A 22,341-nucleotide genomic window follows, 5' to 3' on the forward strand; every position below is an offset into this window, starting at 1 on the left:
GTGAACCGCGTGCTGGAGTCGCTGGCGGTGCTGGAGCAACCGTCCGATGACGGCTCCCCCGCTCCTTCGGCGGCGGGTGCGCCTGCGGCGGCGCTGCTGCGCGCGACTCGCGACACGCTGGGCGCGCTCTCGGCCGCGCGGGAAGCCGGAGCCGAGTCCGCTTCCCGTTCGCACCGGACACTCCTGCATCGCATCCTGGAGGGCGCGCTTCGGCGACCGGTGCGTCTGGCTTTTCACTCCACCCCCTTTGCCGCGGAGTGGACCGATCTCCTTCTGGAAGTGGTGGTGGCGTCCGACTTCACGGTGGGATCGCTCTTCACGGCCCGCGCAAAGACCCTCGGCGACCGCACGCTCTTCCTTCAGCCCCCGGGTCATGCGGACGAGCGCGTGTCCTGGCGGTCCGCGGCGGAGCGCATCCTGGGCATTTCCCGCGCACTCCTCGCGCTTCGCCGACAGATCCCCGGCGCGCCTGTCGCCATCCTCTCGGAGAACTCGCTGGAAGGCGCACTCATGGATCTCGCGTGTCTGGTCACGGGGACGCCGGACATTCCCGTCCCGGCCAACTCCCCTCCCGGGCAGGTGGACTACATCCTCCGCCACGCGAAGGCGGGTGCGCTCTTTGTCGGCTCGCCGCACATGGCCGAAATCGCCCGCGAGTCGATCGACGAAGGGGAAGTCGCCGGACGCGTCTACTGGCTGGACCGATCGCGCGACGGGACCGGCGGCATCCGGCCCTTCGCGGAGTTCCTGGAAATGGGATCGGGCACCGAACCGGAAGAGGTTCGTACAGCCATCGAGTCGGTGCGCGCCACCGACCACGCCACCACCATGTACACCTCCGGCACCACGGGAATGCCCAACGCCATCTCCTTTACGCAGGCCCATCTCGTGACAAAGCGTTTCGCGCGCGCCGCTGCCTGGCCGGATCTGGGGCGCGGCGATGTCTTCCTCTGTTACCTCCCGCTCTATCACACCTTCGGTCGCTTTCTGGAAATGCTGGGCTGCGTCTTCTGGGGGTCCATCTATGCGTTTGTGGAAGACCCGTCCATTGAGAGACTCCTCTACTCGTTCCAGTGGGCCCGCCCGACGACATTCATCAGCGTTCCGAAAAAATGGCTGGAGATCGCCGAAGCCGCCGCCCCGGTAACCGGCGAAGAAGACCCACCCGACCCGGACATCTCCCGCGCGGTCATCGAAGTGACCGGCGGGCGACTCCGGCGCGGCCTGTCCGCGGCGGGGTATCTTCCGCCTGCGGTGTTCCGGCGCTTTCATCGGGCGGGCATCGAACTGCACTCCGGGTTCGGCATGACGGAAGCCACGGGTGGAATCACCATGACGCCCGCGGGCGAGTATCGCGAGGACTCCATCGGGACGGCACTCCCCGGCATCGAACTTCTGGTGGCGGAAGACCGGGAACTTCTCATTCGCGGGGCCTATGTGGCCCAGCCCGTGGACGCGGACAGCAAGTCCGAAGACGGCTGGTTTGCCACGGGCGACATCGTTCGCGAGATCGAAGACGGACATCTTGTCATCGTGGATCGCAAGAAGGAGATCTTCAAGAACCTCCAGGGAGAGACCATTTCGCCCCGGCGCATCGAGCGAATGTTCGGAGAGTTCGACACGATCGCGCGAACGCTGGTCATCGGGGATGGTCGCGAGTACTGCACACTGCTCATCGTACCGTCGGAGGATCTGTGCGCCGACTATGCCGATTCCGCCGCGGAGGATCCTGCCGTCCTGAGAGCCCCGGAACTTCGCGAACTCTACGCCGCTGCCATCTCCACGGTGAACCGTTTCCTCGCGCCCTACGAGCGAATCCTGGACTTCGCGGTGCTGGCGCGCGACTTCGACGCGGATGCCGGAGAGCTGACCGCCAAGGGAACGCCTCGCCGAAAGCGGATTGCGGAAGCCTACAATGCCATCATCGAACCCATGTACTCCCGCGGGCAGGCCACTTTCCAGCTGGGGGACCTGGAGGTGGTCGTCGGGCACTGGTTTTTCCGGCAGTCGGGGATTCCGTCGGGCGAGTTGCGGGCCGTGCCCGGCGGCCTCCGGATCGGGGCGGCCGGAAAGACGCTCACCGTCCGGCGCGTACCGGGAACGACGCGGGTACTGGTCGGCGACCTGGAATATGAACCGTGCGGGCCGGAACTCCTCCTGGGCGAGATCCTCGGCCGTGCCAGGCTCTGGCTCGGAAACCGCGCGGTCCGCGCCTTCGCGGGGAAGGAGATCGAACACTGGTGGAGGCGGGGTCGGCGCTTTGAGGTGCGTACGCGCCTCGCACTTGTTCCGGCGCGGGTCCCCGGTCCGGAAGGCACTCCGGAGCCTCCTTCCGAAGAGGACGCGACCATCGACACGGCCCTTCTGCACGACCTCGCCGCGCGTGTTCGCCACCCGAAGGAGAGCGTTCGGCGCACGGCCATCGCCCAGTTGCGTTCTCATCTGACCGGACGCCGCACCGAACTTCGAAGCCTCATCCGCGACGCGCTGGCAAGCGCGCTGCCGGACCCGGAGGTTCGCCCTTACGCGCTGTGCGCTCTCCTTCCCGTACTCGACCGGGGAAGTCTCAGCCGGCTTCTGGACACATTCCTTTCGGACCCGTCGTTTCTTCAGCGGTCCGAAGCGCGGATCGTGGCCGGGCAGGAGCTACGGCCCGATCAAGTGAACGCGCTGATCAACCGCGTCCTGAAGGCCGCCTACCGGTCTCCGGGCCGCCCCCCGCGCGAGGTCCCCGGACTTCGACGCCTTCTGCGTTTCCTCACAATCCACGGCGTACTCCATCCGGCATTCTTCCGGCGCGTGCGAACACTGCTCGTGAAGCTCGAATCGGAGTGGGGCGCGGACACGGAGGCCGTCTCCTTCCTTCGTGAACTTCGCGCCGACCTCTCGCGCGAGTTCCGAGATCGACTCCCGAAGACCGCGCGACCCCGTGAAGAGTGGAAGAGAATCGTCCGCTTTTCCCCGGAGATCACGGCGGCTCATCGTTCCCGCATCCTGCATGCGCTCTCTGGAAGTCCGATCCTTCCCGAGGCGTCCCTTCTCTTCGGGAATGGAGTCCTCGTCGATCCGTCTTCGTTGGCCGAGGGGGCCATCCGCGTGTCCTGGCTGGGTGAAGGCAAGGGTCGCAGTGTCTTCCATCTCCAGTGCAGGGTTCGAGCCGAAGAGTCCGACCCGCTCTTCGAATGCGTGCTCAAGGCGAGCGATTCGCAGCGGCCGCAGGAGGTCGAGGCCGAGTTGGCGCTTCTCATCCGGGCGGCCGATCGTCTGGAGGGACGCCCGGTCGCCAAGGCGCAGGGCGGCTGGTATCCGGACTCCGGCATGTGGACGGAGGAGTTCATCCCGAAGCCCACGCTGGATGTTCTGGCCGACCGTCTGGCGAAGGAGCCCGGATCCACCACAGGCGCCCGGCTCCCGGAGATCTGGCGATACCTTCTGGCCGTCAGCACTTCTCTCGCGGTCGGATTCTGGGATCGGACGGGCGGGAAGTTCGCGCTGGAGGATCCTGCGCCGAGGAATGTCATTCTGCCGGAGCACGACTGGCAGGTGGGCGGGCGCCTGGTGTCGATTGCGGAGCGCGGGCCGTGCGAGCGCGTGTCGGAAGTACTGATCGGTGTCCACATGGGCGTGGTCGTGCCGCTGCAGCAGCGGTTCGCCGGCTTCGGACTTGGCGAGGAGTGGAATGTCCTGTTCTCCACGGTACTGGAAGTACTCGGTGAAGAGCGCGGACTGGAACTTCTCCGCGCCGAGAGCCATTTGATCGGCGACGAACCGCTTCCGGGAGATCCGGCCGGCACGCGCGTGACATTCGGGATGGCGCTGGCTCGTTTTCTCTCGTCCGTGCGCCGACACGGGTTCATGCCCGTTCGCCTTCGTTCGGCGGCTCGCCGCTACCGGCGCTGGAGCAACCTGAACCCGCACGCCACGCTCGAAGCGCAGTCCGCGACGCTGGACCAGTTGGCCGTCGCGTATGGCATGGACGAACTCGAGGGCGAGCGCCCGGGATCGCGGCTGCGCTTTCTGCGGCATACCGCCTTTCGCCGCGCGCGGCCGGGCTTCACCATGGAACTGGACCGCATCATCGCCCAGGCCCCCCGGACGGAAGCCGAATCGCCGGGACACTGGAAGAGGGAGATCGCCGCTCTCCGCGAGAGCTTCCCCATGGACGATCGCGAACAGTTCTTCCTGGCACGGACTCTCTTCCCGCACCTGGATCCCGCGCGCCCCGCGCTCCTCGTGCGCGAAGAGGACACACCCGGCGGCGTGGGCGCGGATGTCGAGGTGGAGCACCGCGACCAGCGCGGCGATGTATTCCGAATCCGCCGGCCCGGCCGACCCGAGGAAGTCTCCGCGCTCTATCGAATCTTCCGGGAAGAGAACTTTCGCTGGCTTCCCCCCACCGAAGAGACCGATCATCTTCTGGTATTCGACGATGCGGGCCGCGTTCTCGGCGGGATCATCTACCGCTTTCTCGGTGAAGCATTCGCCCAGATCGAGTGGCTCGTGATCTCGCACGCGCGAAGATCGCACGGTCTCGGGTCGGTCCTGTTCATGGAGTTTCTCGGCAGAATGCGGGGCCGGGGGATCCGCGTCGTGTCGACCGGCTTCTTCCGACCGTCGTTCTTCCGCAAGTTCGGATTCGGGGTGGATCCCCGGTTCGCCGGACTGGTCCGAATGCTGGGTGACGAATCCGCCCGTGAAGAACCGAATGAACCATCCCCCAAGGAGTCCTCACCATGACCGAACGCGTCTGGCATCGCCACTACGACCCGGGAGTCCCGAAACACATCGCGCCCGACGGGCCGTCGCTTCCGGAAATGCTCGCGACCGCGGCTGCGGACCACGGCGGCCGAAATGCACTCCACTTCGTGAACCACACGATGTCGTGGGCACAACTGGCGGAGGAAGTGGACCGACTGGCGGCGGCGATGGCCAACGCCGGAGTGGAGCGCGGGGATCGCGTCGCCATCCATATGCCGAACCTCCCGCAGACCGTTCTGGCGTTTCAGGCCACGCTGCGACTCGGTGCGGTGGCGGTGATGACGAATCCGCTCTACACCGCGCCGGAGATCGAGCACCAGTGGAACGACGCCGGGTGCCGCATGGCGTTCACCACCGACTTCCTCTACAAAAGCCGCCTCGCGCCGATCCGTGACCGGCTCCCCGTCACCGACTTCGTGGTCGCGTCCATTCCCGAGTACCTGCGCTTCCCGCTGTCCCTGCTTGCACCGCTGAAGCTTCGTCGCGCGGAACCACCCCTCATTGCCCGCGTTCGCCCGGAGAGAGGCGTCCACCTCTTCCGCGCCTTCCTGAAGAGCGCCGGAGGGCCGACTTCGGCGGAACTCCCCGCGCCCGAGGATCTCGCGGCGCTGCAGTACACCGGCGGCACGACCGGCGTCTCGAAAGGCGCCATGCTCACCCACGCGAATCTCTCCGCCAACGCGCGGCAGGTGGCGTCGTGGATACCGGACCTGACTCGCGGAACGGAAGTGTTCCTCACCGTCCTGCCGCTCTTCCATGTGTTCGGTCTGACGGTCGCCATGAACTTCCCTCTCGCCATCGCGGGCGCCATGGTCATTGTCCCGAACCCGCGCGACATCGACGGCATCATCAAGGGCCTGCGCAAGCATCGCGTCACGGTATTCCCCATCGTTCCGGCCATCTTGAACCCGCTCTGCGACCACCCCGACCTGAACGCCCGGTGTACGGAGAACCTCCGCGTCTGTGTCTCGGGGTCCGCTCCGCTTCCGGAGAAGGCGCTTCGCAGGTTTGAGAAGATCACGGGCGGCAAGATCATCGAGGGCTTCGGCTTGACGGAAGCGTCGCCGGTCACTCATGTGAATCCCGTGGACGGCACGCGCAAGGTCAACACGATCGGATTGCCTCTGCCGGACACGGACTCCCGGATCGTTGCCATCGACACGGGGAAGGAGGTCCCCGCCGGAGAAGAGGGCGAACTCCATCTCGCCGGGCCGCAGGTCATGCGCGGTTACTGGAACCGCCCGGAGGAGACTGCGACCGCCCTCCGGGACGGATGGCTCTGCACGGGAGACCTCGCGACGATGGATGAAGAGGGCTACCACCAGATCGTCGGGCGGAAGAAGGACATGATCCTCGCGAGCGGATACAACATCTACCCGGATGAAATCGATCAGGTACTCGTCTCGCACTCCGGCGTCCTGGAAGCCGCGACCATCGGGCTTCCGGACGAGAAGCGCGGAGAGACGGTGAAGTCCTTTCTGGTCAGAGAGACCGGGTCCTCCGTCACGGAGGACGAGGTTCTCTCGTGGTGCCGGGAACGACTCGCGGCCTACAAGGTGCCGCGCGCGATCGAGTTCAGGGACGAACTCCCGAAGAGCGCCGTGCTGAAGATCCTCCGCCGCGAACTCCGCGACGAGGAGCTGCGAAAGAGGTCGGGGGAGTCGTAGCGAGGCGGCCGGGGGGAGCCGGGTCAGACTCCCGCCACCCACCGGCAGAGAAGCGCCGCCAGGAAGGCCGCCGGGTTTCCGATGGCGTAACCCAGCATCGCCATGAGAATGGAGACCGGAACGAGCGAAGGCCGGTGATGCGCCGCGACGATCGGCGCAGATGCCGCCCCGCCGATGTTCGCGGCCGACGCGATGGCCGCAGTATGAACATCCACACGAAAGACGCGTGCCGCGGCCAGCAGGAAGGCCCCGTGGATGAAGATCCACACGAAGGCGCCACCCACGAACCACAGGCCCGCGCCGCCGATGTTCGACAGATCCGCCTTCGCGCCCATGCGCGCGACGAAGAGGTAGACGAGTGCCATGGAGAACGCACGCGTGCCGGGGATGCGACTGGCGGGCGTAAACGACAGCGAGATTCCGAAGACTGTGACCAGCAGGATCTTCCAGGTTCCCGCCGTGATGAAGGGCGACTCCGAACCCGCGGGGAGCGCGGGGAGCACACGGGAGGCCGCCGCTGCCCCCGCCGCCACCGCAAACCCGATGCAGGTCAGGTAGAGCAAGTGCCGCATCTCGACCGGACCCTTGTCGATGGTCAGTTCGCGGGCGGCGCTCTCCATTCGCTGCAGTCGGTCCTCTCCGACCCTCGTGAACGCGTGGAACCGGCCGGCAAGCTGCTTTGACCCCAGGAGAAGCGGAAGCCAGACGAGATACACGGCATTGTCGGCGATGACCGCGTACCCATACTGCACCGATGAATCATCAAGACCGACCATCTGCGCGACCGCGAGCATATTCCCGGTGCCGCCGATCCAGCTCCCCGCGAGCGCGCCGAAGCCCTGCCATGCTTCCGGGTCGAGGCCTCTCCGGACAAGCAGGAACCCCGCGGGCGCGCCGACCACCACGCCGAGCGTCCCGAGCAGCATGACGAAAACGCCCCGCCCCATGACACGCACGGTTGCGAGAAGGTCCACATCGAGCAGCATGACGGCCAGAAAGACGGGGAGCAGCGTCGTCCCCATGAAGTCGTACGCCGGAGACGATGTGGGAAGGACTCCCGTGTTGGAGAGAGCCACCGGCACGAGATAGATGAAGATGAGCGGCGGAAAGAAGTGAAAGAGACGCCAGCCGGTCTTTCGTTCCAGGAGGAAGAAGAGCGAGGCAACGCCCGCCAGCACCGCCACGACTCCGGCGGGACTGGTGATCCATGGATTCTGCACGCGCTCTCCTGACTCTGGCGGAAGCGGCTGACGGACGAGTGGCGCATCATGGTACAATGGAACGCCCGATGGGTCGCCTCCTGAGAGGAGAGTTCCATGTTTCGCCGCTTCGCCATGCTCGCCCTTGCCACGGCGCTTTCCGCTCCGTCTCCGCACGCGCCGGAGCAACCCGCCGGCAGCGTAGTCCTCCATCCGCAACCTCCGCCCACCGAGCACCTTCTCGACGCGGATGCCGAGCGGCGGCATCGGGAAGACCGCGAGGAGTGGATCGAGCAGATGCACCGGGCCGCGCCGGGGGTGGACTGGGGGAGCATCGAACGCGCGAACGGGCTGGCGCTTCAGGAGCAACGCCGCCGGGCTGGAGGAAGCCGTGCGGGCACGGGCAGCCCGTGGGTGGAGGTAGGCAGCCGCAATCTCGCCGGTCGGATGCACGCGGCCGTCCTCTCCCCCGCCGGAGACAGCCTGTACGCGGGGTCGTCCCGCGGGGGGGTCTGGAAGGCCGACCTCGACGGCGCCGGATGGCGACCGCTGGGCGACAACCTGTGGGGCGGCGCACACACGATCGCGGCGGCCCCCGGCCCACCGGAGACGGTGACGCGCGCCACGGACGGCGGCGACCTCCACTACACGACCGACGGCGGCGCCACCTGGAACGCTCCGGCCGGGCCAGTGGCCGGTCTCTCGGAAGTGCGGCGCATCGTGGTGGATGCGGCTTCCCCGAACCGGCTCTATCTGGTCGCCCGAAAGAACATCGCGTGGAAGATCTACCGCTCGGACGACGGCGGCGCGAGCTACTCACTGGTGCGCGGGCTCGGCGGCCATCCCGGCGATGTCTGGATCGACCGACAGGCCGGCGGCGCGGTGTATGCGCTGGAAGGCCACTCCGTGCTGCGTTCGACGGACGCGGGCGTGTCATGGACTTCTGTCGGCACGCTGCCCGTCGCCGAGTTCGCGGATGTTCTCCTGACGGGATCGGAGGCCGGAGCGCCGACCCTCTACGCGGCTTCCGACGACGGCGGCTGGAAGCTCTACCGATCCACGGACGCGGGAGCCTCATGGGAATACCGCTCCGACATCCACGACTTCTGGGAGACCATGACGGCCGCCATCGCCGATCCCGACATCGTCCTCTTCGGCGGAGTGGAGTGCTGGAGGTCGACCGACGGCGGAGGTTCCTTCGCGAGAGTCAACTCGTGGGGATCGTACTACAACGACATGGCGAACAAGCTCCACGCGGACCTTCCGGGAATGGACGCGGTCTGGACGCCGGACGGCGCGGAAATCCTCTTCATCGCGACCGACGGCGGGCTGTACCGCAGCGACGACCGCGGCGAGACCGTCCGGAACCTCTCGCTCTCCGGGCTTCAGGTCAGCCAGTACTACTCCACGCACACCAGCGCCAACGACCCCGACCTCATCCTCGCCGGGGCGCAGGATCAGGGGTATCAGCGAAGCACCGGCCCGGCAGTCGGCGGCGCGCGCGACTTCACGCAGCTCATCAGCGGCGACTACGGACACATCACTTCCGGCGACGGCACACACGAGTGGGTCTATTCGAACTACCCCGGGTTCGTGCTGGTGCAGCAGGGGGAGTTGTTTCCCGCGCTGCCGTACACGCTGGACTTTCCGGTCGGCGAAGACTACCCGTGGATCCCGTTCATTCTTGGCGACCCCAACCGGAACAAGGCGTTCTACTTCTGCGCGACGCATCTGTACCGATACCGGAAGTCGGGAGTGAGCTGGCTCGTGGACCCCGTATCCTCGCAGGACTTCACCGTGAACGGCGGGAGCTACCTCACGGCGCTTTCGATCTCCCCCGCGAACGACTCCCGGTGGATCGCATTCACGAACAGCGGCATCCCGTGGCACTCGGCCGACGCGGGAACCACATGGGCCGCATCCGCGAGCACGGGGCCGTCCGCGCACTACTTCTACGGGACCGCCATCACGCACTCCCCCACCGATCCGCTCACGGCCTACGCGGGCGGCAGCGGGTACAGCGGCCCCGCCGTGTACCGCACCACCGACGGCGGCGCCACCTGGACGCCGGTCGGAGACGGGCTGCCGTCGACGCTCGTGTACGGGCTGGTCCACGAGAGTCCGTCGAGCGAGGTCGTGTACGCCGCGAGCGAAAGCGGCCCGTACCGGCTGAACCTCGCGACCGACGAATGGGAGTATCTGGGCGGTACCACAGCCCCGCTGACGACCTACTGGAGCGTGGAGTCGGTGCCTGCGGCCGGGGTCGTGCGCTTCGCAACCTACGGGCGCGGGATCTGGGACTACGAGACGGATTTCGCGACCTCCGCGGAACCGGTCGCGTCGATCCCGCCCGGCACGCCGCTTCGCAACCACCCGAATCCGTTCCGCGACGCGACCGTCTTCCGCTACCGGATGGACGAAGCGGGGCGCGCCGCGCTTCGCGTGTACGATGCGGGAGGACGCCTCGTGCGCGTGCTGACCGAAGGAGATCGCGCGGACGGCGACCACAAAGTCGCGTGGGACGGAACGGATCGGGACGGGCGGCGCGTGGCGGCGGGGGTGTATGTCGCCCGGCTTGAGCACGCGGGGCGCGTCAGCGTGCGGAGAGTCACGCGACTCCGATAACGACCGCGCGCCGCTACTTCACACGCACGAGGCGCCGGGAAGAGACGGTCCCTTCCGCCTCCAGCCGAAGAAAGTAAACGCCTGCGGGAAAGGCCGACGCAGCGCTCTCGTTCCATGTCGCGCGGTGCATCCCCGCCGCGAACTCCCCGCTCGACAGGACGCGGAGAAGCCGCCCGGAAGCATCGTGGATGGTGAGGCGCGCGGGAGAGGCATTCGTCAAATGGAAGGGAACGCCCACCGCCCCCCGGAAGGGATTCGGAAACGGCAGGCCCAGCCGCGCTCCCGGCCCGGCCACCGGTGCCGCCGCGGACGCGGTGCCGAAGGCGTCGCGGAGAGCCGCCCACAGCTCGGGGCGGGCGCCGTCGTAACCGAGCGCCCAGATCCCGACACCCGCCAGCGACTCCGCTTCCGCATAAGCGTACTTGAGCGCGAGGCTCTCGGCGTCCTCGTACCAGCACTGCGTCCATCCCGGCGATTCATAGCGATACCAAGGCGTCCGGCTCTCCGCGTCCCAGAGTCTTCCGTGAGTCGCGGCTTCCGAGTAAGCCTGATCGTAGGTGCGCGCAGTGGCGGAACCGGTCGTCGCGGAGCCGGGATCACCCGACGCGGCGGGCCACCGGTACCCGTAGTACGGCACGCCCAGAAGCATCCCGCCGGGAGTCGCCCCCGATGACTGATAGTCCGCAACCGTCCACGGCACATTGTACGGATCCCACCCGGAGAGCGGCGCCACCGGGCCGGTCGTCGGAGCGGATGTCCAGTGGTAGTCGTAGGCCATGATCATGAGGTGGTCGGTGCGCGCTTCGAGTTCGTCGTAGTCGAAAGCGTCGGACCAGTCCACCGCGGGCGTGGCGATCGACACATACGGATCCGCAAGCGCACCCGAAAGCGCCGCGCCGAGTTCATCCATGAACAGCAGGAGGTTCGTCTTCTGGCTTCCCGAGACGCCTTCGAAGTCGATGTTGACGCCGTCGGCCCCGCCATCGGTGACCGCAGTCACGAGGTTTGCAACCGCCGTAGCCCGATTCGCAGGACTCGAAAGAAGCGAGGTGATCTCCGCCTGGGAGAAGAGCGTCGCGGTGACCAGCACGCGCGTCCCGCCCGCGTGCGCCGCTGACACCAGACCGGTCCACGGCCAGCCGTGATCGTTCACGATGATTCCCGACCAGTGCAACTCCAGCGAAAAGAAGGCGACCGTTGAAAGAAGCGACCAGTCGTATCCCGCATACGCCGACCCCATCCAGTAGGGATGATATCCGTGGACTTCCCGGGACGGGCCGCCCGGAGCGCCTGCCAGCGGTTGCGTCGGAAGATCCCGGGGATCGGCCCACGGTGCCCACCCGGCCGCTTCGCGCGCCTTCCACGCGTCCAGTTCGATCCGGTGGATGGAAGGCGACGGGTCGACCGGGCGATCACCGGCGGGAATGACGACGGGCGCGTCCGCACGCACTACCGCCCCGGACAGCAGGAGCGCGACGAGAGCCGCGACGGCGGAGAAAGGGGATGCACCACGCATGAGATGATTATACCTCATCGAGGGCCGGGGCGCGCCGGGGGGACGAATCAACTGCGTTGTATTCGAAAGGAGCGCTTTCTATACTGACCTCCATGCCGCCCGCGTCCCTTCTCGTCAGGAGAATCCCAATGCTGCCAATCGCCCTGACCCTTCTTCTCATCGCAGCCCCGTCGTTCGCGCAGGTCACCATCACGACCGCAGATCTCCAGTACGACATTGGCCAGTCCTACAGCATGTACAACATCCCGTCCCCGCATGGCGTGATCGGCATGACGGGACTTCAAGGCGGGCCGCATGTCTTCGACTTCTCTTCAGGAAACACATCCGTGGAATGGACCTTCGACTATGTCGATGTCACCGACGGCGGGCACCAGGCGGACTTCCCGTCCGCCACGATTGCCGAGAAGAGAGTCAGCGCCGAAGGATCCGCATGGATGTACATGGACTTTCAGGCGGGTACCGGCCGCGTCAACTACGGGTTCTACGACGAAGTCGGCCTCCCCGAATCGCCCAGCGTTCCGTTCAACCCGTCGATCGTGGACTTCCCCACCCACATCTCCTACCAGTCCTTCTTCTCGGGTGCGACGAACTTCGATGTCACGAGTTCCGGAGTCACCATGAACATCGACTACGAATACACCGGCTTCGTCGATGGCTATGGCACCGTCGTTCTCCCGGACAGCCTGGACGAACTGAACTGCATTCAGGTCAACTACGAGGAGAAGTACACCTACTACTGGATGGGAGTCCCGATTCAGTATTCTTACCTGCGCTCGTATTACTACATCGCGGAGGATGTGGGCATTGTGGCCATCATCACTTCGCGCGAGGAAGACGCGCCGGTTCCAAACAACTTCAACATCGCCAACACCATCGCCCGGCTGTTTGAGAGTTCCAAGCTGAACACCGACACGGCGGTCGACGATGCGCTGGTGACGGATATGCTGGGCGGAAACTACCCGAACCCGTTCACCCCGCAGACCCGCATCCGCTACCACCTGCCGTCTGCGGAGGTAGTGCGTCTGGGTGTCTACGACATCGCCGGTCGACTCGTGAAGACGCTGGTCGATGGCCCGACGGCTGCGGGAAGCCACGAGGTGATCTGGTCGGGAGCGAACCGGAGCGGGCACCCTGCCCCCGCCGGAGTCTACTTCTACCGGATCGACGCCGGGGACGCCTCGCAGAGCCGGAAGATGACGCTGGTGAGGTAGCGCCCCCTAGAGCGCCACCTGCACCAGCACCATCAGGCCGAAGCCCGCCAGGAACGACCACGCGATCTCGGGAGGGTCGTGGCGCTTCAGCGCGTCGGGGATCAGTTCCAGCAGTACGAGGTAGATCATCGCGCCCGCCGCGAACCCCAGAAGCGGCAGCATGAGCGGCTCCGCGAGCCATACGAGCCACGCGGCCGGGACCGCCGCGATCGGCTGCGGCAGGCTCGTGAGGAATGCGAGGAGGAAACACCGCCCCAGCGACGCGCCCCCCAACCGAAGCGGCAGCGCGACAGCCAGTCCTTCCGGGATGTTGTGAATGCCGATTGCGATGGCAATGTAAGTGCCGAGCCCCCCGTCGCACCCGACATGCGCCTCTGAACCGTACCCGACCCCGACCGCAATCCCTTCCGGGATCGAGTGAAATGCCATCGCAAGGAAGATCAGCGTCCCCTGCCGCCCTCCGACACTACGGAAGACCGACGACGCCAGCCTGTCCGGAGTCAGCCATCCGTCCACCGCCCACAGGAATGCCGCCCCCAGCCCCATCCCGGCGAGCGTCTTCGCCACGGGGAGGAGGCGGGATGCACTGTCACCCCCCATCGTGAGGGCCGGCATGAGCAGGTTGTAAAACGCCGCCGCGAACATGAGACCGCCCGCAAAGGCGTAGGCGAGGCCGATTCGCTCTTCCAGACGCAGCCCGCGAAACGCCACGGGAATCGCGCCCAGCCCGCACGCGAGGCTCGCGAGCAACCCCGCGACGAACCCGCGCAGCACAAACCCCATCTCGCCCGCACTCCCCACCGCGCTCAACGCATCCATGCCGCTAGTCCCCCGCTTCCACCGGACTGCCGGAGTCTTCGAGATCCGGGTACAGCGGGAACTCCCCGGCCAGTTCACGGACATCCGCCGCGATCCGGCCCTTGGTGCGCTCGTCCTCGTCGAGATTCGCGAGTGCCCGCCCGACAAACGATGCCACGCGCCTCATCTCGTCCGGCCCCATCCCGCGCGTCACGAGCGCGGGCGTGCCGATCCGAATGCCGCTGGTCAGCGTCGGCTTCTTCGGATCGAAGGGGATGGCATTCTTGTTCACGGTAATGTCCACTTCGCCCAGAAGCCGCTCCGCCTTCTTGCCGGAGATGCCCTTCGGCGTCATGTCCACCAGCATCAGATGGTTGTCCGTGCCCCCCGACACAAGCCGGAACCCTTCTTCGGTCAGCCCCTCCGCCAGCGCCGCCGCGCTCGACACGACGCGCCTGGCGTACTCCGTAAACTCCGGCCGCATCGCCTCCCCGAAGCACACCGCCTTCGCCGCGATCATGTGCATGAGCGGTCCCCCCTGCATCCCGGGGAAGTTGGTCTTGTCGACCGCCTTCGCGTGTTCCTCGCGGCAGAGGATGAGCCCGGCACGCGGGCCGCGCAGCGTCTTGTGTGTGGTCGAGGTCACGATATCGGAATGCGGCACCGGCGAAGGATGAACGCCGGCCGCCACAAGCCCCGCGAAGTGCGCCATGTCGGTCATGAAGTACGCGCCGACCTCATCCGCGATCGACCGGAACGCCTCGAAGTCCCAGTGACGCGGGTATGCGCTCGCTCCCGCGACGATCATCTTCGGCCGGTGCTCCCGCGCGAGATCACGCACGCGGTCCATGTCGATTCGTTCGGTCTCGCGGTCCACTTCGTAATGCGCCACATCGAAGAAGCGCCCGCTGAAGTTCACGGGATGCCCGTGCGTCAGATGTCCGCCGTGCGCGAGGCTCATCCCCAGCACGCGGTCCCCCATCTCCAGCAGCGAAAAGTACGCCGTCATGTTCGCGGTGGAGCCCGAGTGCGGTTGCACATTGGCGTGGTCCGCGCCGAACAGTTCCGTCGCGCGCTCGCGTGCAAGCTCCTCCGCGCGGTCCACCTCCACGCATCCGCCGTAGTACCGCTTCCCGGGGTACCCCTCCGCGTACTTGTTCGTGAGCGGGGAACCCATCGTGTCCAGTACGGCACGGCTGACGAAGTTCTCCGAGGCGATGAGTTCCAGCCCGTCGTTCTGGCGGCGGATCTCCGCAGCCACCGTTGCGTGAACGGCGGCGTCTCCTTCCCGAAGTGATGCGAATCGGTCCATCGAATGATGCCCCCGGCCGGTCACTGCCCGGCCATCTCCCGGATGCGCGCGAGCCCTTTCGACAAGAGGTCGGCGATCCGTCCGAAGGTCTCCCGGTACGACTCCGTGGAACTCCCGAAGGGATCCCCCACGGCGGCGTCCGGGCCTGATTCCCCGGCGAACTCGCCGAGGACAAAGGTCCTGGTGTCTGCGGCGGGATCTGCCGCGAGCACTCCGGCACGATGTGCGGGTTCCATCACCAGCACAAGATCCGCCTCCGCCACGATCTCCGGGGTGAGCAGGCGGCTCTGGAAGGCGTCGAGCCGGAGTCCCTCTTCGCGTGCCACTCCCTGCGCGCCTTCCGACGCGAAAGTACCATCCCGACCGAACACTCCCGCCGAAGAGACGGTGAACTCCCCGTTCGCCCCCGGCTCAAGCAGCCGCCTCGCCGCCACCTCCGCCATCGGGCTTCGGCAGGTGTTGCCGGTGCAGACGAAGAGAACATGGAACGCCATCGTCTCCCTCACTCCGTGGTGAGATCCGAGGCGCCCAAGGCCACGACCCCCGGCCGGAGGATCTCTGCGGGATCCGTGGTGCAGTCCACGATGGTCGAAGCCTTCCGCCCGGTGCCCTCTCCGCCATCCAGCACGAGATCCACCCGGTCTCCGTAGGTCTGGTGGATGTCCTTTCCGCATACCGCGGGTGGCGCCCCCGCGACATTCGCGCTCGGTGCGGCCAGCGGGGCGCCCACGATCTCCAAGAGCGCCGTCACGAAGGCGTTGTCAGGAATGCGAACCGCGATCGTTCTTCCACCCGCCGTCACCTCCTTCGGGAGGCCGTGGTCCGCCGGGAGAACCATGGTCAGCGGGCCCGGCCAGAAGCGATCGCCCAGGCTTCTCGCCACCGCCGGCAGGTGCCCCGTGACGGCACGCACCCCCTGCCAGTCGGACGCGAGCACGATGAACGGCTTCGTCTTCGGCCGCTTCTTGAGGCGAATCAGTTTTCGGATTGCATCCGGGCGGTTCACGCTCCCGACAAAACCGTACACGGTGTCTGTCCGCAGGGCCACCACGCCGCCGCCCAGCAGAACGCGCCCCACCTCTTCCACGATGACCGGGTCAGGAGACTGATGATCCACCTCAATGAGCATTGCTTCCCCCTCAGCGAGATGCCAGTTCCGTCTTGAACTCCGTCAGGCGTTCGCGCGTGTCCTCGTCTGTCAGCGCGATCACCTGCGCGGCGAAGATGGCGGCATTCCGGGCGCCCGCCGTTCCAATGGCCATGGTCGCCACCGGCACTCCCGCCGGCATCTGCACGATCGACTGGAGGCTGTCCATCCCGGAGAGCGCCGAACCCGGGAGAGGAACGCCGATCACGGGAAGAGTCGTCTCGGCGGCCACCGCTCCCGGCAGGTGCGCGGACATCCCCGCCCCGCAGATGATGATGCGCACCCCGCGCTCCGATGCGGACTGCGCGTACTGGCGCGTTTTCTCCGGCGTACGATGCGCGGACGACACGACGAACTCGTACGGAATCTCGAACCGGTCGAGATAATCCACACATCCCTGCATTTGTTCGCGGTCGCTCTCGCTCCCGATCATCACGAGAACCCTGGGATCAGCCATCAGACGGTCTCCTCCTGTCTGGTGTTGGCCTGGAGTCCTCTCCGGCCAATGTCGTTTCGGTGGAACATCCCGTCAAAGCGGATCTCCGAGAGACGCCCGAGCGCTGCGCCCCGAGCCGTCTCGATGTCGGAGCCGAGCCCCGTCACCGAAAGCACCCGCCCGCCGGAAGTGATGATTGTACCGTCATCCAGCCTCTTCGTCCCCGCATGAAACACCAGGGTGTCGCCCTGGTCGTCCTCTCCGGAAAGCCCCGTGATCTCCGCTCCGGTGGAGTAGTCCCCCGGGTACCCGCCGGAAGCCGCGACAATCGTCAGCGCGGCTCCGGGCCGAAGGCGAAACTCCGGCGCCCCCGCCAGCTCTCCCCGGGCGCAGGCCTCAAAGGCGGCGAGAAGGTCCCCATCGAAGAGCGGGAGAACCACCTGCGTTTCCGGATCTCCGAACCGGACATTGTATTCCAGCACGCGAAGACCCTCCGGTGTCATCATGAGACCCGCGTAGAGGACGCCCCGGTAGTCCACCCCCCGGCGGGCGAAGCCCGCGGCCACCGGCTGGAGACAGGACGCCACCGCGTCATCCAGTTCCGCGCCCGTGAGTCGCGGGAAGGGCGCGTACGCACCCATGCCGCCGGTGTTGGGCCCGGTGTCGCCATCGAACGCGCGCTTGTGGTCCTGGCTCGGCACCAGCGGCCGAACCTCTTCCCCGTCGACAAGCGCAATCAGCGAAACTTCCTCGCCCTCCAGCCACTCCTCCAGCAGGACGGCGTGCCCCGCCGCGCCGAAGGCATCGCGCTCCAGCGCGTCCCGCGCCGCCTCGATGGCCTCGTCGCGATTCTCCGCCATGACGACGCCCTTCCCCGCAGCCAGCCCGTCCGCCTTGACCGCCACGCGCTCACCCGTCCTCTCCAGCGCCGCCTCGACCTCCGCCATGCTGCGCACCGTCGCGCCGCGTGCGGTGGGGATTCCCTCGGCGCGCAGGAACTCCTTCGCGTAGACTTTGCTCCCCTCCAGCCGCGCACCCTCCGCGCCCGGCCCGAAGACGGCCACGCCGCTCCCGCGGAGCGCGTCGGCCAGCCCGTCCACGAGCGGCGCTTCCGGCCCGATGAGAACAAGAGCCACATCCTCATTCCGGCAAAACGAAAGCAGTTCCCCCGGCTTCGCCATGGGAATCGACACATTCTCGGCAATGCGATCCGTCCCGGCGTTTCCCGGGGCCACCAGCAACCGGTCGAGGTTCGCGCTCCGCGAGACCGCCCACGCCAGTGCGTGCTCGCGACCGCCCCCTCCCAGAATCAGTGCGTTCACGGCTCCCTCCTTCTCCCGGTCGGAGAAACGCGAACGCGCCGTGCGCCCGCGACCCGATTCGAATAGTACTCGCTCATCAGATGATCCACGACCACGCCGCGCGACACCGACGCGTGAACGAAGCGCGTACGATCCAGCGCCACACCCACATGATCCACGCGGGCCGACCGCATTCGGAAGAAGAGGAGGTCGCCGGGAGACACTTCCTCCAGCCCGACTTCTCGTCCCATCTTCCTTTGTTCAGCCACCGTGCGCGGCAGAGTCACGCCCAGTTCTCCGAGAATGCTGAGCGCCAGCCCCGAACAGTCGATGCCGCGACGGGAGATTCCTCCATAGCGATACGGCACCCCAAGCCAGGGGTCGGCCAGCGCTTCGACTTCCCCGGTGCGCTCCGTCGATGCCTTCCCGGGAGCGCGGTGCGATGAGGTGTCCTTCGTCGCCTCGGTGCCCAAGGGCGGCAGCGGCGTCGTCCGGAAGACGGGTTTCGGCCCGCATCCCGTGGCCGCGAGCGCCACCATAACGAGAAGCGCAGCCGAAGGAAAGACGACTCGACGCGCGGGGCAGCCTTCGATCATGACGGACCTCCCTCCCCGAGCCGCGCCCGCAGCGCGTCGCGCGCACGCTCCGGGTGCGCCTTCCCGCCGCCGGCCTCCATCAGGCGCCCCATGAAGAAGCCGAGGAGCTTCTCCTTCCCCGCCCGGAACTCGCGAACCTCGGCCGGGTGGGCCGCGAGGACTTCGTCCGCAAGCACGCCCAGCGCCGCTTCATCCGACACCTGCGCCAGCCCTTCCTCCGCGACAATACGCTCCGCGGATCGTCCCGTCTCCACCATCCGCGCGAAGACGGCTTTGGCCGCCGTGCCCGACACCGCGCCGCACCCGACCAGCGCGACCAGTTCCGCAACGGACGCGGGCGAGAGCGGGAAGGCGGCCATTCTCCCGCCGCGCTCACGGGCGGCTCGCAGCACTTCCCCGACCGCCCAGAGGGCCGCGGTGCGGGGATCTCCGGTGAGGTGCGCGAGTTCCTCATACCAGTCGGCGAGTTCACGAGTGTCGGCAAGAACCGCGGCGTCCGCGGGGCGAAGACCGTGGTCGCGGACGAAACGATCGCGCCGCGCAAGAGGCAGCTCCGGGACCGACGCGGCGGCGCGCTTCCTCCGCGACCCGGTCACGACAAGCGGCGGCAGGTCCGGCTCGGGGAAGTAGCGATAGTCTCCCGCCTCCTCCTTCGAACGCATGGGCCGCGCCTCGGCCCGCTTCTCGTCCCAGAGAAGCGTGGCGGACCGGACCACGCCGCCGGAGTGCCCGAGTTTCGTCTGCCGGGCAATCTCGAACGCCAGCGCCCGCTCCACGCTTCGGATGCTGTTCAGGTTCTTGAGTTCGGTCTTCGGGCCGGGCGCGTCCGATTCACTTCGACGCACGGAGACATTTGCGTCGCAGCGAAGGCTGCCTTCGTTCATGTTCCCGTCGGACACGCCCAGGGTTCGCACGATCCGTCGCAGGGACCGAAGACACGCTCCCGCCTCCTTTGGGCAATGCAGCGCCGGTTCGGTGACGATCTCCACCAGCGGCGTCCCGCACCGGTTGAGATCCACGCGGGTTTCATCCCGGCCGCCCGCCACCCCGTGCGTGAGCTTCCCCGCGTCCTCCTCCAGATGAACGCGAGTGAGCGGCGCGATGCGGCGCTGCCCGGCCACTTCAAACGGGATGCCCCCGCCGGTCGCGAGCGGGTGCTCGTACTGGCTGATCTGATACCCTTTCGGAAGGTCCGGGTAGAAGTAATGCTTCCGCGCGAAGACGGATCTGCTCGCGATGTCGCAGCCCAGTGCATGGGCCGTGGCGACCGCAAACTCCACGGCGCGGTCGTTCAGCACGGGAAGCGCGCCCGGCATCCCCAGGCAGACCGGACAGACCCGCGTGTTCGGCGCTGCGCCGTATTCCGACGCGCACGCGCAGAACGCCTTGGTGGCCGTGGCAAGGCGCACATGGATCTCCAGCCCGATCACCGGGAAGACGCCCGCGTTCATGAGCCGCCCTCCACAGCCAGCGCGGGGGCAGGCGCGGGGCCGGTTTCACACTCCAGGGCGGCTGCGGCGCGGAGCATCCCGTCCTCCCCGAGGGGCGGCGCGAGAATCTGGAGCCCGGCGGGGAGTTCCCCCGGCGCGGTGGGGCACGGCACCGACATGGCCGGAATCCCAGCGAGCGAGGCGGGAATGGTCAGCGCGTCGGTCCGATACATGGACAGCGGATCCGAAAGGCGTTCGCCCAGTGGGAATGCCGTCGTCGCCGCGGTCGGCGAGACGAGAAGGTCCACGGCGGCGAATGCCCGGGCGAAGTCGTCGCGGATGAGTTCGCGCACGGCCTGCGCTCGTTCGTAGAAGGCTTCGCGGTAGCCTGCGGAGAGCGCGTGCGTCCCGATCATGACGCGGCGCTTCACTTCGTCGCCGAAGCCCGCGCCGCGAGTGGCGGCGATGAGTTCGTCCGGCGAGGAAGCGCCTCGTGCGGCGCGCCCGTAGCGAACTCCGTCGTATCGCGAAAGGTTGGATGACGCCTCCGCGCTCGCGATCACATAGTACGCGGACAGAGCGTGCCCCGCGTTCGGGAGCGACACGCGCACGGTCCGTGCGCCCAACGATTCCAGTCGCGCCACCGACTCCGCGAACCGCTCCGCGACGACGGAATCCGCTTCGGCATCCTCCGGAGAGTCGAGAATGCCGAGCGTCAGGCCCGCGAGCGAGGGGCGTTCCACCGGAGAGGCCGCCTCGGCGCACGGCGGCGGGGCGGAGAGTGCCGTGGCGTCGGCGGGGTCCGCTCCGGCGACGGCCGCCAGCCCGAGGGCCGCCCCCTCGACGGTGCGTGCCGTGGGCGCGATCTGGTCCAGCGATGACGCGAACGCAACCAGCCCCGACCGCGACACGCGGCCGTATCCGGGCTTCACGCCGACGACCCCGCAGAATGCGGCGGGCAGGCGCACGGACCCGCCGGTGTCGCTGCCGTACGCCAGCGGGACCATGCCGCACGCGACGGCCGCGCAACTCCCGCCGGAGGAACCGCCGGGGACGCGTTCGGCATCGTGCGGGTTCCGGGAGGGTCCGAATGCGGAATGCTCGTTCGACGAGCCCATGGCGAACTCGTCGAGATTCGTCTTGCCGACCAGCACCGCACCGGCCGCCCGCAAACGCGCGACGGCCGTGGCGTCGCTCAGCGGGACGAATCCTTCCAGCACCCGTGAGGCGCAGGTTGTCGGCATTCCGCGCACCGCGATGTTGTCCTTGAGCGCCACGGGGATCCCGTCCAGCGGGGATCGCGCATCCCCCTTTTCGCGCCGGGAGTCCGACGCGGCGGCCGCTTCCCGCGCACCTTCCGCATCCACATGAAGGAAGAGGTTCAGCGTTCCATCGAGTTCGTCGATCCGCGCAAGGCAGTCCTCCACAAGGTCCGCGGAGGAGAGCTCCCCGAGCGCCAGTGCCCGCGAAAGCTCCGGGACTGACCGGAGACCGGGCCTCATGCGTCCTCCCCGGAGCGATCGAGAACGGGCGGCACGCGGTAGGATTCGCCATCGGACTCGGGCGCGAGCGCCATCACCTCTGCGCGGGAGAGAGATGGACGGACCTCATCCGGGCGAAGCGGGCACTCCCCGTCCCCCGCCGATGCGGAACCCGCCGGGGCCGGAGCCTCGTTCAGCGCCGCCATGTGCTGGAAGATCCGGCCGAGTTCCACCGCCAGGCGATCCGCTTCGGCAGGGGACGGATCGAGCCGCGCGAGACGCGCCACCCGGAGGACTTCTTCGCGAGTCATCATGGTGTCCTCCGATTCCCGGACTGCGGAGGAGGGGCGAGGGTGCAGAATACACGCTGTCCCCGCTCAGGGGAAGATCGGCAGTCGATGAACGGGAGAGGCAGAGCGTGTGCGGGTCAACCGCGCTCGACATCCTCGGTGGCGATGACCTCGACGGTCACCGTCGGGGGGGTCCAGCCCAAAGCGGCGAGGCTTCCCGCGACGCGCCAGAGGTGGTCGGAGAGTTCTTCATCCTCCACGGGGCCGCCCCCGCGAATGACCTGATAGATCTCCCAGCGGCGCTTCTCCTGCAGGAAAGACGGGCTGTCCGGAGAGGGGGCTTCGATTCGCACGGGGGTCTTGCCGGGAGAATCCGGAGCACTCCGCGCCACGGCGGTGCCCGGCAGAATGAGACCGGTCCCGAGGAACAGCATCATGAGAAGGAGCGCGAAGAAGCGGATCATCACCTTGAAGTCTCAGCAAAGGTAGGGGGACAGCTTCCGAACCGGCCGCTGCCGATCCGATCGAGTACTCACTTTGCCCATTATGTCCGAGATCGTCCACTGATCCGAGA

General features: G+C 67.3%; 17 protein-coding genes. 4 read left to right on the forward strand and 13 right to left on the reverse strand.

The window, feature by feature from the left end:
• Both QF819_06530 and QF819_06535 read left to right on the forward strand, forming a co-directional pair.
• Entirely contained in the window at positions 1 to 4,737 is a 4,737-nt protein-coding gene (locus tag QF819_06530) for a GNAT family N-acetyltransferase (GenBank protein MDP6802814.1), read from the forward strand.
• On the forward strand, positions 4,734 to 6,425 hold the full coding sequence (locus QF819_06535) for a long-chain fatty acid--CoA ligase (protein MDP6802815.1): 1,692 nt from the start codon (positions 4,734 to 4,736) through the stop codon (positions 6,423 to 6,425). The genes QF819_06530 and QF819_06535 overlap by 4 nt, the downstream gene beginning before the upstream one ends.
• A 23-nt stretch (positions 6,426 to 6,448) precedes the next feature.
• Here QF819_06535 and QF819_06540 read toward each other — a convergent pair whose 3' ends face one another.
• Positions 6,449 to 7,645 carry a DUF819 family protein gene (locus QF819_06540; GenBank protein MDP6802816.1) on the reverse strand — a complete coding sequence of 399 codons (1,197 nt, stop codon included), beginning with the start codon at positions 7,643 to 7,645 and terminating at the stop codon, positions 6,449 to 6,451.
• Positions 7,646 to 7,741: 96 nt separating this feature from the next.
• On the opposite strand from QF819_06540, the gene QF819_06545 reads away from it, so the two are divergent.
• A complete protein-coding gene (locus tag QF819_06545; protein ID MDP6802817.1) occupies positions 7,742 to 10,249 on the forward strand; it encodes a FlgD immunoglobulin-like domain containing protein in 2,508 nt (835 codons plus the stop codon).
• 13 nt (positions 10,250 to 10,262) lie between these two features.
• Here the strand turns inward: QF819_06545 and QF819_06550 are convergent, their stop codons facing one another.
• Positions 10,263 to 11,765, reverse strand: coding sequence for a glycosyl hydrolase family 18 protein (locus tag QF819_06550; protein ID MDP6802818.1), 1,503 nt, complete (start codon positions 11,763 to 11,765; stop codon positions 10,263 to 10,265).
• A gap of 128 nt (positions 11,766 to 11,893) precedes the next feature.
• Between QF819_06550 and QF819_06555 the strand changes: the two genes are divergently transcribed.
• Positions 11,894 to 12,976 carry a FlgD immunoglobulin-like domain containing protein gene (locus tag QF819_06555; protein MDP6802819.1) on the forward strand — a complete coding sequence of 361 codons (1,083 nt, stop codon included), beginning with the start codon at positions 11,894 to 11,896 and terminating at the stop codon, positions 12,974 to 12,976.
• A 6-nt stretch (positions 12,977 to 12,982) separates the two neighbouring features.
• Here the strand turns inward: QF819_06555 and QF819_06560 are convergent, their stop codons facing one another.
• The 11 genes from QF819_06560 to QF819_06610 form a co-directional block, all read right to left on the reverse strand.
• Positions 12,983 to 13,795: a ZIP family metal transporter gene (locus QF819_06560; GenBank protein ID MDP6802820.1), complete on the reverse strand. Its 813-nt coding sequence runs from the start codon at positions 13,793 to 13,795 to the stop codon at positions 12,983 to 12,985.
• Between the two features lie 4 nt (positions 13,796 to 13,799).
• Entirely contained in the window at positions 13,800 to 15,086 is a 1,287-nt protein-coding gene (gene glyA / locus QF819_06565) for a serine hydroxymethyltransferase (GenBank protein ID MDP6802821.1), read from the reverse strand.
• 20 nt (positions 15,087 to 15,106) lie between these two features.
• Positions 15,107 to 15,580: a low molecular weight protein arginine phosphatase gene (locus QF819_06570; GenBank protein MDP6802822.1), complete on the reverse strand. Its 474-nt coding sequence runs from the start codon at positions 15,578 to 15,580 to the stop codon at positions 15,107 to 15,109.
• 8 nt (positions 15,581 to 15,588) lie between these two features.
• Entirely contained in the window at positions 15,589 to 16,215 is a 627-nt protein-coding gene (locus QF819_06575; protein MDP6802823.1) for an L-threonylcarbamoyladenylate synthase, read from the reverse strand.
• Positions 16,216 to 16,225: 10 nt separating this feature from the next.
• A complete protein-coding gene (purE, locus tag QF819_06580) occupies positions 16,226 to 16,690 on the reverse strand; it encodes a 5-(carboxyamino)imidazole ribonucleotide mutase (GenBank protein ID MDP6802824.1) in 465 nt (154 codons plus the stop codon).
• On the reverse strand, positions 16,690 to 17,991 hold the full coding sequence (gene purD, locus QF819_06585; protein MDP6802825.1) for a phosphoribosylamine--glycine ligase: 1,302 nt from the start codon (positions 17,989 to 17,991) through the stop codon (positions 16,690 to 16,692). Before purD ends, purE begins: the two co-directional genes overlap by 1 nt.
• The gene (locus QF819_06590) at positions 17,988 to 18,566 is read right to left on the reverse strand and encodes an NlpC/P60 family protein (protein ID MDP6802826.1); all 579 of its coding nucleotides are present in this window, start codon (positions 18,564 to 18,566) and stop codon (positions 17,988 to 17,990) included. The genes purD and QF819_06590 overlap by 4 nt, the downstream gene beginning before the upstream one ends.
• The gene (gene gatB / locus QF819_06595; GenBank protein MDP6802827.1) at positions 18,563 to 20,017 is read right to left on the reverse strand and encodes an Asp-tRNA(Asn)/Glu-tRNA(Gln) amidotransferase subunit GatB; all 1,455 of its coding nucleotides are present in this window, start codon (positions 20,015 to 20,017) and stop codon (positions 18,563 to 18,565) included. Before gatB ends, QF819_06590 begins: the two co-directional genes overlap by 4 nt.
• Positions 20,014 to 21,498, reverse strand: a complete 1,485-nt coding sequence (gene gatA, locus QF819_06600) for an Asp-tRNA(Asn)/Glu-tRNA(Gln) amidotransferase subunit GatA (GenBank protein ID MDP6802828.1) — start codon at positions 21,496 to 21,498, stop codon at positions 20,014 to 20,016. Before gatA ends, gatB begins: the two co-directional genes overlap by 4 nt.
• Positions 21,495 to 21,791, reverse strand: coding sequence for an Asp-tRNA(Asn)/Glu-tRNA(Gln) amidotransferase subunit GatC (locus QF819_06605; GenBank protein ID MDP6802829.1), 297 nt, complete (start codon positions 21,789 to 21,791; stop codon positions 21,495 to 21,497). The genes gatA and QF819_06605 overlap by 4 nt, the downstream gene beginning before the upstream one ends.
• A gap of 113 nt (positions 21,792 to 21,904) precedes the next feature.
• Positions 21,905 to 22,231, reverse strand: a complete 327-nt coding sequence (locus tag QF819_06610) for a hypothetical protein (GenBank protein MDP6802830.1) — start codon at positions 22,229 to 22,231, stop codon at positions 21,905 to 21,907.
• Positions 22,232 to 22,341: the final 110 nt, after the last annotated feature.

The sequence above is a fragment of the Gemmatimonadota bacterium genome (assembly GCA_030747075.1).
In the GTDB taxonomy this organism is placed as follows: Bacteria; ARS69; ARS69; order ARS69; family ARS69; genus ARS69.

Excerpts from the sequence above, each read along its gene's own strand:
- QF819_06535 (MDP6802815.1), top strand. The coding sequence starts at position 4,734 with ATGACCGAACGCGTCTGGCATCGCCACTACGACCCGGGAGTCCCGAAA.
- QF819_06545 (MDP6802817.1), top strand. The coding sequence starts at position 7,742 with ATGTTTCGCCGCTTCGCCATGCTCGCCCTTGCCACGGCGCTTTCCGCT.
- QF819_06550 (MDP6802818.1), bottom strand. The coding sequence starts at position 11,765 with ATGCGTGGTGCATCCCCTTTCTCCGCCGTCGCGGCTCTCGTCGCGCTC.
- QF819_06555 (MDP6802819.1), top strand. The coding sequence starts at position 11,894 with ATGCTGCCAATCGCCCTGACCCTTCTTCTCATCGCAGCCCCGTCGTTC.
- QF819_06560 (MDP6802820.1), bottom strand. The coding sequence starts at position 13,795 with ATGGATGCGTTGAGCGCGGTGGGGAGTGCGGGCGAGATGGGGTTTGTG.
- glyA (MDP6802821.1), bottom strand. The coding sequence starts at position 15,086 with ATGGACCGATTCGCATCACTTCGGGAAGGAGACGCCGCCGTTCACGCA.
- QF819_06570 (MDP6802822.1), bottom strand. The coding sequence starts at position 15,580 with ATGGCGTTCCATGTTCTCTTCGTCTGCACCGGCAACACCTGCCGAAGC.
- QF819_06575 (MDP6802823.1), bottom strand. The coding sequence starts at position 16,215 with ATGCTCATTGAGGTGGATCATCAGTCTCCTGACCCGGTCATCGTGGAA.
- purE (MDP6802824.1), bottom strand. The coding sequence starts at position 16,690 with ATGGCTGATCCCAGGGTTCTCGTGATGATCGGGAGCGAGAGCGACCGC.
- QF819_06590 (MDP6802826.1), bottom strand. The coding sequence starts at position 18,566 with ATGATCGAAGGCTGCCCCGCGCGTCGAGTCGTCTTTCCTTCGGCTGCG.
- gatB (MDP6802827.1), bottom strand. The coding sequence starts at position 20,017 with ATGAACGCGGGCGTCTTCCCGGTGATCGGGCTGGAGATCCATGTGCGC.
- gatA (MDP6802828.1), bottom strand. The coding sequence starts at position 21,498 with ATGAGGCCCGGTCTCCGGTCAGTCCCGGAGCTTTCGCGGGCACTGGCG.
- QF819_06605 (MDP6802829.1), bottom strand. The coding sequence starts at position 21,791 with ATGATGACTCGCGAAGAAGTCCTCCGGGTGGCGCGTCTCGCGCGGCTC.
- QF819_06610 (MDP6802830.1), bottom strand. The coding sequence starts at position 22,231 with ATGATCCGCTTCTTCGCGCTCCTTCTCATGATGCTGTTCCTCGGGACC.